Source organism: Stenotrophomonas sp. C-A (genome assembly GCF_054030835.1).
In genome coordinates, this window is the sequence record NZ_CM132916.1 from 1,551,789 (window position 1) to 1,564,401 (window position 12,613).

Sequence of the window (12,613 nt, forward strand, 5' to 3'; positions counted from 1 at the left end):
GCATGGCGCTCATTGATGTCGTTGCGTTCGAGAACACTGCGCAGGACTTCGTCTGGAAGTTTCCCTCCACCCGCCTGAGGCGGGGTTCGCAGCTGGTGGTGAAGCCTGGCCAGGTCGCGTTCTTCGTCTACCGCGGCACCATCCGCGAGGAGGTGCGCGAAGGGACGATTACGCTCGATACGCACAACCTGCCTTTCCTGACCACGCTCACCAGCGTGCCGTTCGGAATGGACAGTCCGTTCCAGGCCGAAGTCTGGTTCGTCAATCTCGTCTCGAAGCTGGACAACCTGTGGGGGACCCGTCGCCCGATCCAGCTGGAGGATCCCCGATACGGCGTGGTCGTGCCGGTGCGCGCCTATGGCCAGTACGGTTTCCGGATCACCGACGCGCGGCGGTTCCTGGAGTCGCTGGTGGGGGCGGGGACCGGCTTTTCGGCCGGGCAGGTGGTCGAGTACTTCACCGGGGTGGTGCTGCAGGCCGTCAACGTGCACCTGGCGCGCGCGCTGACGACGCTGCGCATCTCCGTCGTCGAAGCGTCGCTGCACCTTGAGGAGATTGCTGCGCAATGCAGTGCGGCCATCGATGAAGAGATGGGTCAATTCGGCGTCAGCGTCGTCAATTTCTACTTCCACTCGGTCAACGTACCGGAAGACGATCCGAGCTTCCGGCGGCTGAAGGAACTGAAGGAAAAGACGGCTGAGCTGAACATGCTGGGGCGCGATATCTACCAGTACGACAGGTCGATCGACGTGTTGAAAACCGCAGCGGCCAACGAAGGCAATCCGGCGGTGCAGGCCGGGCTGGGGCTCGGTGCTGGCCTGGGGTTGGGGCGGGGCATGGCAAGTCAGCTGGATGCGCTGACGCCGCGTCTGCCGGCACAGCCTCCCTCGCTTCCTGTCGCCACGCAGTACTTCCTGGCCGTGGACGGCAATGCGTCGGGGCCTCACGGCCTTGAGCAGGTGTTGCGCCTCCTGCGTGAGCGTCGCATCACTGTGGAGACACTGGTCTGGCATGAGGGATTGCCTGCCTGGAAGGCGGTGCGGGAGATCCCGCCGCTTGCAGAAGGGGGCATGCCACCGATCCCGGGTGGCCCGCCGCCGCTGCCCTAGCGCCTCTACCGGTTATCCGCCGGGACGCCGATGGCGGCGTCCCGTTTCCATGCCGCCATTGCTGGCGTGGGGGACGGGCATAACGCAAAAACCCCGCCATGGCGGGGTTCTGTGCGGCCGAAGCCTTGAAACGTGGTGCCCAGGAGAGGACTCGAACCTCCACGGTTTTACCCGCTAGTACCTGAAACTAGTGCGTCTACCAATTCCGCCACCTGGGCGTTCCAGAGGCGCAATTGTGAAGATGAATCCGCAGGCTGTCAACGACTTCCTGAATATTTTTCACGCAAGGCCTTCAAGACGGCCACTGACCCGTTCTGCACGCCGTCAACGGCTACCATGTAGGGCGATGACTACCAAAAAACCAAGCAAGGGCGGGAGCACCTCCCGCAGCCAGGGCCCGAAGAAGGGCGCCAAGGCGGGCGCAGCCCGCACCACCAAGCCGGGCAAGCCGTTGCCGGGCTGGTTCCCCGAATTGAATGAGGGCGGCGCACCACCGCGTGGCCGCAAGGTCCGCAATACCGACGCGCCAGGCCCGACCCCGGGCCGCAAGCTGCCGCCGACCGGCAAGGTGATCGACGATCCCTATGCCGCGCGTGAAGCGGAGAAATACGAACAGCCCATCGCCAGCCGCGAGGCCATCCTGGCCCTGCTGGAGCGCTGCGAAGGGCCGCAGACCGCCGAGGAACTGGGCGCACGCCTGGGCCTGACCGCACCCGATCGTGCCGAAGCGCTGTCGCGCCGGCTCGGTGCCATGGTCCGTGATGGCCAGCTGGTGCAGAACCGCCGTGGCGGCTTCGCCCCGATCCAGACCCTGAACCTGGTCACCGGCGTGGTGATCGCCAACCCGGAAGGGTTCGGCTTCCTGCGCCCGGTCGAGGGGGGCGACGACCTGTTCCTGCCCCCGTATGAAATGCGCAAGGTCATGCACGGTGACAAGGTGCTGGCCCGCGTGACCGGCATCGACCACCGTGGCCGTCGCGAAGGCAGCATTGCGCGCGTGCTCGAACGCGGCATGACCCGCCTGATCGGTCGCTTCAGCATTGAAATGGGCATCAATTACGTGGTGCCCGATGACAAGCGCATCCAGCGCAACGTGCAGGTACCGCCGGACCAGACCGGTGGCGCGCGCGATGGCCAGCTGGTGGTCTGCGAACTGACCCAGGCGCCGGACAGCCGCCGCCCGCCGATCGGCCGCATCATCGCCGTGCTCGGCGACAAGCTGACCGCATCGCTGGTGGTGGAGACCGCCATCCACGGCCACGAGCTGCCGTTCGAGTTCCCGCAGGAGGTGCTGGACGAAGCCGCCTCGGTGCCGATGGTGGTTGAACCGGCGATGATCGGCGACCGTGTCGATCTGCGCAGCACGCCGCTGGTCACCATCGACGGTGAAGATGCCAAGGACTTCGACGACGCGGTGTACTGCGAGCCGAATGCCGACGGTTTCCGCCTGGTGGTGGCGATTGCCGATGTTTCGAACTACGTCCGTCCCGGCACGCCGCTGGACGAGGAAGCGCAGAAGCGTGCGACTTCGGTCTACTTCCCCGGCTTCGTGGTGCCGATGCTGCCGGAGACGCTCTCCAACGGCATCTGTTCGTTGATGCCGAAGGTCGACCGCATGTGCTTCGTCTGCGACATGCAGATCGACCGCGACGGCCTGGTGACGCATTCGCGCTTCTACGAGGCGGTGATGAACTCGCACGCGCGCCTGACCTATACCCAGGTGTGGAAGGCGGTGGGCGAGGACGATGCCGATACCAAGGCCTGGATGGGTGACCTGCTGCCGCAGGTGCAGCGCCTGCACCAGCTGTACAAGGTGCTGTCCAAGGCGCGCGCCAAGCGCGGTGCCATCGAGTTCGAAAGCAGTGAAGTACGCTTCGTGCTGGACAACCGCGGTGAAGTGACCCAGGCCGGCATGCTGGTGCGCAACGACGCGCACAAGCTGATCGAGGAATGCATGATCGCGGCCAACGTCGAGGCAGCGAAGTACCTGCTGTCGCGCCACGTGCCGGCCCCGTACCGCATCCACGAGAAGCCGCCGGAAACCAAGTACGCCGACCTGCTGGAATTCCTCAAGGAGTTCAAGCTGAGCCTGCCGCCGTGGTCCAAGGTGCGCCCGGGTGACTACACCAAGCTGCTGAAGAAGATCCGCGACCGCCCCGATGCCACGCTGCTGGAATCGGTGCTGCTGCGCAGCCAGAGCCTGGCGATCTACAGCCCGGAGAACCACGGCCACTTCGGCCTGGCGCTGGAGGCGTACGCGCACTTCACCTCGCCGATCCGTCGCTATCCCGACCTGCTGGTGCACCGCGCGATCAAGCATGCGCTGTCCGGCAAGCCGTTGGACAAGTTCACCTACAACGCGCGCGAAATGGCTGCGCTGGCGCTGCAGTGCTCCGAGCGTGAGCGCCGTGCCGATGAAGCCGAGCGCGAGGTCGACGAGCGCTACCGCGCGGCGTGGATGGAAAAGCACGTGGGTGGCCAGTTCGATGGCGTGATCAGCGGCGTGACCAGCTTCGGCCTGTTCGTCGAGCTGGATGAGTCGAAAGTGCAGGGCCTGGTGCACGTGACCCAGCTGCCGCAGGACTATTACAAGTTCGACGCGACCCGCAAGACGCTGACCGGCGAGCGCCGCGGCAGCAGCTACCGTCTGGGCGATCGCGTGCGGATCCTGGTGCTGAAGGCCAGCATGGAAGAACGCAAGATCGACTTCCGCCTGGTCGAGCACAAGGGCGAGGACGAAGGCGAGGGCCTGCCGCCACTGCCGGAGCGCGGCAAGCCGGCCAAGCGGACGAAGAAGCAGTATTGAAAGGTGTGCCGACCAACGGTCGGCACCTACTTCAGCTGGTGGGTGCCAACCGTTGGTTGGCACATCCCTCACCCGGTAGGTGCCAACCTTGGTTGGCACGACGTTACGGAGGACCGCAGATGCAGGGTCAACCCGAATACAGTGGCGGCTGCCAGTGCGGCGCGATCCGCTTCCAGGCGCGTGGCGCGCTCACCGACAGCTCGATCTGCCATTGCCGGATGTGCCAGAAGGCCTTCGGTGCCTACTACGCGCCGCTGGTCTCGGTGCGCGGCGTGCAGTTCAGCTGGACCCGCGGCCAGCCGCGCTATTTCCAGTCGTCCAACGTGGTGCGGCGTGGCTTCTGCGCTGACTGCGGTACGCCGCTGACCTACGAGGCGCCGGACGGCGTGGCGGTGGCGGCCGGTGCCTTTGACGAACCCGAGCGCCTGCCGCCGACGATCCAGTACGGGGTCGAGCGCAAGCTGCCGTTCGTCGATACGTTGGCCAGCCTGCCGGCCCGTCGCACCGAGGAAGACATCGCCGCGCTGGATTTCCTGGCCACGATCGTGTCCCACCAGCACCCCGATCACGACACTCCGCACTGGCCGCCGCGCAGCCGGTAACGCACCTGTAGAGCCGAGCCCACGCTCGGCTGGCAGGTCGTCGCAGCCTGAACCCAGGGCCGCCGGGTGCAGGCTCGGCTCTACAGGCGGGCCCGCCGCAGCGCCCGGCCCGCCGATGCTCTACCATAGCCACCCCCTTTCCGGTCCCCGCCCGCATGAGCAAGAACAGCCAGTGGATTGTCGGCGTCAACGCCGTCGCCTCCTCCATCGAGAACGACGCCGAGAACGTCCGCGAAGTGCTGGTCGAGGCCGGTGCGAAGAACCCGCGCCTGACCGAGATCGAGGAAAATGCCCGCCGCAAGGGCATCGACGTGCGCAAGGTGAACAGCCAGGCGCTGGATGGCGTGGGTGGTTCGGTGCGCCACCAGGGCGTGGCCGCGCGCTATGCCGCCGCCCGTACCTACAGCGAGAACGAGCTGGAAGGCCTCGTCACTGCAGCCGAAGGCAAGGCCCTGCTGCTGGTGCTGGACGAGGTGCAGGACCCGCACAACCTCGGCGCCTGCCTGCGTTCGGCCGCTGCCGCCGGTGCGACCGCAGTGATCATCCCCAAGGACAAGTCGGCCACGGTCAATGCCACCGTGCGCAAGACCTCGGCCGGTGCCGCCGATCTGATCCCGGTGGTGGCGGTGACCAACCTGTCGCGCTGCCTGAAGGACCTGCAGAAGCAGGGCGTGTGGATCTATGGTCTGGCCGGCGAAGCCACCGCTTCGCTGTACCAGCTGGACCTGAAGGGCAACATCGCCCTGGTGCTGGGTGGCGAAGCCGACGGCCTGCGCCGACTGACCCGCGAGAACTGCGATGGCCTGGTCAAGATCCCGATGCCGGGCGAGATCGAGAGCCTGAACGTCTCCGTCGCCGCCGGCGTCAGCCTGTTCGAGGCCGTGCGCCAGCGCGGTTGATCTGTAGAGCCGAGCCCACGCTCGGCTGCTCTTCGTTGCAGCCGAGCGTGGGCTCGGCTCTACAGGACGGGCCTCAGCCCGCGCTGCCGCCCAGCGCCTTGAACAGGGTCACGTCGTTGTTCAGCTGGCCCTGGCGCACGCGCGCCAGTGACAGCTCGGCGTCGCGCCGGGTCTGCTGTGCCTCCAGCCAGGTGCGCAGATCGGTGGCACCCACGCGGTAGCGCACTTCCTGCGCGCGCTCTACTTCCACCGCTTCGTCATACGAAGCCTGCGAGGCCGCCACCTGGCGCGCCAGCTGCTCACGTGCCGACAGCGCGTTGTCCACTTCCGAGAGCGCGGTGTACAGCGTCTTGCGGAAGTTGGTTGCAGCAATCTGGTACGCCGTACCGGCGATGTCGGTATCCAGCTGCGCGCGCTGCAGGTTGAGGAACGGCAATGACAGGCCGGCGCCCAGCGTGGCCACCGGGTTGCGCAGCACATCGCCCAGCGAGGTTGCACTGGAGCCGAGGCTGCCGGTCAGGCTCAATGCCGGGTAGTACTGGGTCGCGGTGACCTTGATGGTCTTCAGGCTGTTGCGCAGGCGCAGTTCGGCTGCGCGCAGGTCGGGACGGCGGCCGAGCAGGTCGGTCGGCAGGCCTTCGTTGATCCCGGGGCTGCGTGCGGCCAGCAGGTCCTGCGGTTCGTCCTGCTGTGGCCACGGCGTGCCGTCCAGCAGCACGGTCAGCGCATTGCGCACTTCCACCCGCTGCTGTTCCAGCGCGCTCTGTGCGGAACGTTGCGACTGCAGGTTCTGCAGTGCCTGGCGTACTTCCAGGCGCGATACCGCACCGGCGTCGAAGCGGGCCTGGACCAGTTCGCGGGTACGTTCCAGCCGCTCCAGGTTGGCCTGGCCGGTGGCGATCGACTGGTTGAGATAGGCCAGGTTCCAGTACTGGGTGATGGTGTCGCCGATCACCAGCAGCGCGGTGTTCTGCCGGTCTTCCTCGCTGGCCTCGGCTTCCCAGCGGGCGATGTCGCGCTGGGTGCGCAGGCGGCCCCACAGATCGACCTCCCAGCCCAGCGAAACGCCGGTGGAATAGCTGCGACGCCAGTCATCAGCCTGGTCGGTGGCGCGGCTGGCGCTGCCACTGACCCCGGAAGACGAAGGCTGCGGCCACAGCGCGTTGCTGGCCAGGCCAGCCTGCAGGCGCGAACGCTGCACGGCCAGACCGGCGGCGGCCAGATCGCTGTTGGCGGCCAGCGCCTGCGCCACCAGACGGTCCAGTCGTTCGTCGCCGAAGCCGGTCCACCAGGTGTCCTGGCGGATGTCGCGGCCGGATGTATCCAGGCTGCTGCGCGGGTCGTCGGCGGGTGCATTGAGGGCGGCGTCGCCACGCCCGTAGCTGGCCGCCACGTCGGGGGCCTGCACCGGGTAGCGGCCCACCGATGCACAGCCTGAGAGGGCGAGCAGAACAGCGCCCGCCAGCAGCAGGCGCGAGGGAGCAGGGAAGGGCAGTCGGGTCATCATCTTCATTCGCGGGCCAGAGCCTCCACCGGGTCGAGCTGCGCGGCATTGCGCGCGGGCAGGAAGCCGAACGCCACGCCGATCAGGGTCGAGCAGGCGAAGGCGGCAACGATCGAGGCGGTGGAGAACAGCACCTGGAAGTCGCTGGCGAAGCGGCCGATCATCGAGCCCAGCAGCAGCGCCAGGCCGATGCCGAGCAGACCGCCGAGCAGGCACACCAGCACCGCTTCGATCAGGAACTGCTGGCGGATATCACTCTGCCGCGCACCGACGGCCATGCGCACCCCGATCTCGCGGGTACGCTCGGTCACCGACACCAGCATGATGTTCATCACGCCGATGCCACCGACCAGCAGCGCGATGGCGGCGATGGCGCCGATCAGCAGCGTCATTGTGCGCGTGGTCTGTTCGATGGTCTGGCGGATTTCGGCGCTGTTGCTGAGGAAGAAATCCTCGGTGCCATGGCGCAGGGTCAGCAGGCGGGTGATTGCTTCCTGCGCCGCATCCATTGGCGTGTCGTCGTCAACGCGCACGGTGATGCTGGAGACGTGGCTCTGGCCGAGCATGCGCGACATCACCGTGGTGTACGGCACCCACACGCTGAGGCTGGTGCTGCCGCCGAAACCGAAACTCTGGCGCTTGGCCACGCCGACCACGCGCGCCGGCACGTTGCCGAGCAGGATCACCTGGCCGACCGGATCGACATCGGGGAAGAACTGGGTCTGGGTGTTCTCGTCGATCACCGCCACCTGGCCGAGGCCCTTCACCGCGTCACTGTCGAAGAAGCTGCCGCTGAGCAGGGTCACGCCCTTGACCCGGAAGAACTGCTCGCCGACGCCGCTGACCTGGGCGGTGGAGGACTGGTTGCGGTAACGCGCGGTGACCGAGGTCGACACGCTGGGCGTGGCGCTGTCCACGTAGCTCTGCTTTGCCAGTGCATCGGCATCGCTGGCCTTGAGCGTCTGTACCCGCGCCGAGCGCATGTCACCGAAACCACGGCCCGGATAGACGTCGATGGTGTTGGTGCCGAGCGCGCTGATGTTCTGCAGGATCTGCTGCTGCGAGCCATTGCCCAGCGCCACCACCGAGACCACCGAGGCGATGCCGATGATGATGCCGAGCATGGTCAGGAAGGTGCGCAGCCGGTGTGCGTTCATCGCCAGCAGGGCCATGCGGAACGCTTCGGTGAAGCGGTCGCGGGCCGCCCGCCAGCTGTTGCCGCGGGCGACGCCGGTGCTGGCCTCGCGCTGCGCGCGGTAGGTGGGTGCGTTCGGGTTGGCGCGGTCGGCGATGATCTCGCCGTCGCGGATCTCGATGATGCGCTGTGCGTGTTCGGCCACGCTCATGTCGTGGGTGACGATGATGATGGTGTGGCCTTCGGCGTGCAGCTCACCGAGGATCGCCATCACTTCCTCGCCGGATTTCGTGTCGAGCGCGCCGGTGGGTTCGTCGGCCAGGATCACCTCGCCGCCGTTCATCAGGGCACGTGCAATCGACACGCGCTGCTGCTGGCCACCTGACAGCTGGCCCGGCTTGTGGTGCATGCGGTCGCTCAGGCCCAGCCGCTGCAGCAGCTGCTCGGCACGCGCGTTGCGCACTGCGCCCGGGCTGCCGGCATACACCGCCGGTACTTCCACGTTGCCGCGCGCATCCAGGTCGCCCAGCAGGTGATAGCGCTGGAAGATGAAACCGAAATGTTCGCGGCGCAGTTCGGCCAGCTCGTCCGGTTCCATCTTCCCGGTTTCGCGGCCGGCCACCTGGTAGCTGCCACGGGTGGGGCGATCGAGGCAGCCGAGGATGTTCATCAGCGTCGACTTGCCCGAGCCGGACTGGCCGACGATGGCCACCATCTCACCGGCGTGGATGTCGAGATTGACGTCGCGCAGCACGGCGATCACATCATCGCCGGCCGGGAATTCGCGTCGCAGGTCGCGCAGGCGCAGCAGCGGCGCCGTCGTGCTCATCGGCGCCCCATGCCCGGGCCGCCGACCCGCATCTGCATGCCGCCGCGGTTGCCGCCGCCGGCGCTGGCACCGGCCGCACCGGCTTCGCCCACCACCACGCGCTCGCCTTCCTTCAGCCCGGACAGGATTTCGGCCGAGGCGCCGTTGTTGATGCCCACGCTGACCTTGCGCGGCTGCGGCTGGCCCTTGTCGTCCAGCACCCGCACCATGCGCTCGTCGCCACGGCGCTTCGGTCCCAGCGCCACCGCTGGCACCATCAGCACGTTCTTGGCCTGCTTCAGCAGCACCGAGACCTGGGCGGTCATGTCGATGCGCAGCGTGCCGTCCGGGTTCTCCACGTCGAACAGCGCGTTGTAGTAGACCGCGCTGCTGGAGCTGGAACTGGAGGAGCTGCTGGAACTGGACGAGTTTTCATTGGCGATCGAGGCCGGCGCCGGATTGATCTGGCGCAGCGTGGCGTGGTACTTGCGGTCCGGGTCACCCAGCGTGGTGAAGTACACCGGCATGCCGGCCTTGATCTTGACCACGTCGGCCTCGGAGATCTCGGCGTTGACGGTGACCACGTCCAGCCGCGCCAGCATGACGATGGTCGGCGCGGTCTGGTTGGCGTTCACGGTGCGGCCTTCCTCGGCCACCACCGCCACCACGGTGCCGTCCATCGGCGCGGTGATGCGGGTGTAGGCCAGGTTGGCGCGGGCGGTGCCCAGCTCGGTTTCGCGGCCCTTGATCTGTGCCTCGTAGGACTGCAGCTGGGCGCGGGCGGTCTTCAGCTGTGCCTCGGCGGCATCGTATTCCTGGCGCGAGGTGGCTTCGGCGGCCAGCATCTGCTGCTGGCGCGCGAATTCCAGTTCGGCCTGGCGCAGGGTGGCCTGCTGCACGGCACGCTGGGCGGTGACCTGGTCCAGCGAGGCCTGCGCGTTGAGCACCTGGTTCTGCTGGGTGGTGGCGTCGATCTCGGCGATCAGGTCGCCTTCCTTCACCGTGTCGCCCAGCTGTACCTTCAGCGACTTGATCTGGCCCGAGGCCTGGGCGCCGACGCTGACCAGCTTGTAGGCGTCGATCACACCGGTGGCCTCCACCGTCTGCTCGATATCACCACGGCTGACGGGCGTGGTCGCCACCGCCGGGGCGGCGGGCTTGCGCAGCAGCCACCAGGCGGCTGCGGCGACGGCAAGGGCAAGCAGGGCGATCAGTATCAGGCGACCCCGGCGGGTCGCGGGCAGCAGGCGGAACGTCACGTCGTGGCTTCACTCTCGGGGCCGCGGTGGCGGCGTTGGTGGGCATTGTGAAGACCGGGCGATGGGCGGCTCAATCCTCGGGGTATGTCTCTATGTAACACTGTCGGTGAATACGCGTAACCACAGGTATCCCGCCCATGGGTGGATACACTGGTACGCATTGCCCCGGATGCGGTTCAGCTGCCGACACGGGATGATCGCGACATGGAGACTGAAAACACGATGCATCGACTGCTGATCGTCGACGACGACAACGACATCCGCACCCTGCTGGCCGAGCAGCTCGGCCGTGCCGGTTACCAGGTGAGTACGGCTGCCGATGGCACCGCCATGCGCCAGTTGCTGGACCGCGAGCATGTGGACCTGATCGTGCTGGACCTCAACCTGCCGCGCGAGGATGGACTGACCCTGTGCCGCGACCTGCGCGCGCGCTCGAACACGCCGGTGATCATGCTGACCGCACGCGCCGAGCCGATCGACCGCGTGCTGGGCCTGGAAATGGGCGCCGACGACTACCTGGCCAAGCCGTTCGAACCGCGCGAGCTGCTGGCGCGCATCCGCAACGTGCTGCGCCGGACCGAGGCGCTGCCGGCCAACCTGGAGCCGCTGGCGGTGCGCCGTGCGCGCTTCTCGCGGTGGGTGTTCGATCTGGAGCATCGCCACCTGGTGGACCCGGACGATCGCGTGGTGGTGCTGTCCGGCGCCGAGTTCCGCCTGCTGCGGGTGTTCATCGCCCATGCCAACAAGGTGCTGTCGCGCGAGCAGCTGGTCGCGCTCAGCAGCGGCCGCAACTACGAGGCACAGGACCGCGCCATCGACCTGCAGGTCAGCCGCCTGCGCAACAAGCTGGGCGACGATGGTGGCCCGGACGGACTGATCAAGACCGTACGCAACGAAGGCTATGTACTGGCCTCCTCGGTGAACCTGGAATAAGCCGCGATGAAGCGCCTGCGCCATTTCCTGTCCTCGATGGTCGGGCGATTGTTCGTGATCCTGCTGCTGGGCATGAGCGTGGCCGCGATCGGCGCGACCATGCTGGCCACCTCCAAGCGCCAGCAGGAGTTCGAGCGGCAGAACCTGAACCGCATCGCCGACCGCCTGCAGGGCTACGTCAACCTGCTCGACGGCAATCCCGAACTGCGTGAACGCCTGCTCGAAATCGGTGGGCCGAGCGTGCGCGCGCTGCAACCCGGCGCACGCCTGGGGCGGGCCGACACGGCGTTGATGGAAGTGCTGGATGACCGGCCGGGGCCGGTCGCACGCGCACATGTGCACTTTGCTTCGTTCCGCTCCTGCATTCCCAAGCTGCAGGACCTGTTGCCGCCGCCGCCGCCCGGGCATCGCAAGCACCCGCGCGAGCGTGATCCGGCATTCATCCCGCCCAAGTGCCGTGCGGTCGACGTGACCCTCAACGACGGCACGCTGCTGAAGCTGGCGCTGGATTCGCCGGCGGTGGCGCACAACGGCATCCTCGCCGTTGATCCGTGGTTCCTGACCCTGCTGGTGCTGGCGATCGCGGTGCTGGCCTACATCGTCGCGCGCATCGCCAGCGCGCCGTTGCAGGAGCTGGCGGCCGCCGCCGAAGACCTGGGCGACGACCTGCAGCGCGATCCCCTGCCGCTGCGCGGGCCGCGCGAGGTGCAGCGTGCCGCCGAAGCCTTCAACGCCATGCAGCATCGCCTGCAGCGGCACCTGGCCGAGCGTACGCAGATGCTGGCGGCGATCACCCATGACCTGCAGACCCCGCTGACCCGCCTGCGCCTGCGCCTGGAGAACGTCAGCGACGAGGTACTGCGCGAGCGCCTGATCGGCGATCTGGCCGCGATGCAGGCGTTGGTGCGCGAAGGCCTGGAGCTGGCGCGCAGCGCTGAGAGCGCCGAGCAGCGTGCCGCACTGGACCTGGATTCGCTGCTGGAGAGCATCGTTGAAGACACCGCCGAGGGCGGCGGTGATGTCGTCTTCGAAGGGGGCAGCGGAGCGGTGTTGATGTTGCGTCCGCTGGCCATGCACCGCCTGTTTTCCAACCTGGTGGACAACGCGGTGATGTATGCCTACCGGGTGCGGGTACGGGTCGAGCGCAGTGGCGGCGCGATCACCGTGGTGGTGGCCGACGACGGCCCCGGCCTGGCCGAGGATCAGCTGGAAGCCGTGTTCGACCCGTTCGTGCGGGTGGAGACCTCGCGTTCGCGCGAAACCGGCGGCGCCGGTCTGGGCTTGACCATCGCCCGCGCTCTGGCCGAGAAGGATGGCGCGCGGCTGTGGCTGCGCAACCGCGCCGAAGGCGGGCTGGAGGCGGTAGTGCAGTGGCCGGCCAGTGCACAGGTAACGCCGCCGGGGCGCGCGGGCTGAGTCTTCGCGGCTGGCGATGGTGACGCCGTGGGCCGGGTTTGGCCTATCATCTGCGCATCTTCCCAGTTTCCCCCCGATGAGCCAGCCCGTTCCCGCCGGCATGCCGTTCAGCGCTGCCTGGCAGTTCCCGCATGCTGCCAGG

General features: G+C 67.5%; 8 protein-coding genes, 1 tRNA gene and 1 pseudogene. 6 read left to right on the forward strand and 4 right to left on the reverse strand.

The window, feature by feature from the left end; all coding sequences use genetic code 11:
* Nucleotides 1-2 precede the first annotated feature (2 nt).
* Nucleotides 3-1,109, forward strand: a complete 1,107-nt coding sequence (locus ACW5IY_RS07335; RefSeq protein WP_049436502.1) for an SPFH domain-containing protein — start codon at nucleotides 3-5, stop codon at nucleotides 1,107-1,109.
* A 133-nt stretch (nucleotides 1,110-1,242) separates the two neighbouring features.
* Here ACW5IY_RS07335 and ACW5IY_RS07340 read toward each other — a convergent pair.
* Nucleotides 1,243-1,327, reverse strand: a tRNA-Leu gene (locus ACW5IY_RS07340).
* Between the two features lie 359 nt (nucleotides 1,328-1,686).
* Here ACW5IY_RS07340 and rnr point away from each other — a divergent pair.
* From rnr to rlmB, 3 genes and pseudogenes are all read left to right on the forward strand, one after another.
* A pseudogene (gene rnr / locus ACW5IY_RS07345) lies at nucleotides 1,687-3,915 on the forward strand (ribonuclease R); the annotation flags it as partial.
* Between the two features lie 119 nt (nucleotides 3,916-4,034).
* The gene (locus tag ACW5IY_RS07350) at nucleotides 4,035-4,517 is read left to right on the forward strand and encodes a GFA family protein (RefSeq protein ID WP_010486247.1); all 483 of its coding nucleotides are present in this window, start codon (nucleotides 4,035-4,037) and stop codon (nucleotides 4,515-4,517) included.
* Nucleotides 4,518-4,672: 155 nt separating this feature from the next.
* Entirely contained in the window at nucleotides 4,673-5,416 is a 744-nt protein-coding gene (rlmB, locus tag ACW5IY_RS07355; RefSeq protein WP_005408775.1) for a 23S rRNA (guanosine(2251)-2'-O)-methyltransferase RlmB, read from the forward strand.
* Nucleotides 5,417-5,489: 73 nt separating this feature from the next.
* Here rlmB and ACW5IY_RS07360 read toward each other — a convergent pair whose 3' ends face one another.
* The 3 genes from ACW5IY_RS07360 to ACW5IY_RS07370 are packed head-to-tail and all read right to left on the reverse strand — an operon-like array spanning nucleotide 5,490 to nucleotide 10,122.
* Nucleotides 5,490-6,929, reverse strand: coding sequence for an efflux transporter outer membrane subunit (locus tag ACW5IY_RS07360; protein WP_049436504.1), 1,440 nt, complete (start codon nucleotides 6,927-6,929; stop codon nucleotides 5,490-5,492).
* On the reverse strand, nucleotides 6,926-8,884 hold the full coding sequence (locus tag ACW5IY_RS07365; protein WP_049436505.1) for a MacB family efflux pump subunit: 1,959 nt from the start codon (nucleotides 8,882-8,884) through the stop codon (nucleotides 6,926-6,928). Before ACW5IY_RS07365 ends, ACW5IY_RS07360 begins: the two co-directional genes overlap by 4 nt.
* Nucleotides 8,881-10,122, reverse strand: coding sequence for an efflux RND transporter periplasmic adaptor subunit (locus ACW5IY_RS07370; protein ID WP_043402608.1), 1,242 nt, complete (start codon nucleotides 10,120-10,122; stop codon nucleotides 8,881-8,883). The genes ACW5IY_RS07365 and ACW5IY_RS07370 overlap by 4 nt, the downstream gene beginning before the upstream one ends.
* Before the next feature lie 204 nt (nucleotides 10,123-10,326).
* Here ACW5IY_RS07370 and ACW5IY_RS07375 point away from each other — a divergent pair, with 204 nt between their 5' ends.
* Both ACW5IY_RS07375 and ACW5IY_RS07380 read left to right on the forward strand, forming a co-directional pair.
* The gene (locus ACW5IY_RS07375; RefSeq protein ID WP_005408779.1) at nucleotides 10,327-11,055 is read left to right on the forward strand and encodes a response regulator; all 729 of its coding nucleotides are present in this window, start codon (nucleotides 10,327-10,329) and stop codon (nucleotides 11,053-11,055) included.
* A gap of 6 nt (nucleotides 11,056-11,061) precedes the next feature.
* Nucleotides 11,062-12,471 (forward strand): ATP-binding protein, encoded by a 1,410-nt coding sequence (locus ACW5IY_RS07380; RefSeq protein ID WP_010486233.1) that lies wholly within the window; start codon nucleotides 11,062-11,064, stop codon nucleotides 12,469-12,471.
* Nucleotides 12,472-12,613: the final 142 nt, after the last annotated feature.

Coding starts and splice junctions, on each gene's coding strand:
- ACW5IY_RS07375 (WP_005408779.1), top strand. CDS start 10,327: ATGGAGACTGAAAACACGATGCATCGACTGCTGATCGTCGACGACGAC.
- ACW5IY_RS07335 (WP_049436502.1), top strand. CDS start 3: ATGGCGCTCATTGATGTCGTTGCGTTCGAGAACACTGCGCAGGACTTC.
- ACW5IY_RS07360 (WP_049436504.1), bottom strand. CDS start 6,929: ATGAAGATGATGACCCGACTGCCCTTCCCTGCTCCCTCGCGCCTGCTG.
- ACW5IY_RS07380 (WP_010486233.1), top strand. CDS start 11,062: ATGAAGCGCCTGCGCCATTTCCTGTCCTCGATGGTCGGGCGATTGTTC.
- ACW5IY_RS07365 (WP_049436505.1), bottom strand. CDS start 8,884: ATGAGCACGACGGCGCCGCTGCTGCGCCTGCGCGACCTGCGACGCGAA.
- ACW5IY_RS07350 (WP_010486247.1), top strand. CDS start 4,035: ATGCAGGGTCAACCCGAATACAGTGGCGGCTGCCAGTGCGGCGCGATC.
- rlmB (WP_005408775.1), top strand. CDS start 4,673: ATGAGCAAGAACAGCCAGTGGATTGTCGGCGTCAACGCCGTCGCCTCC.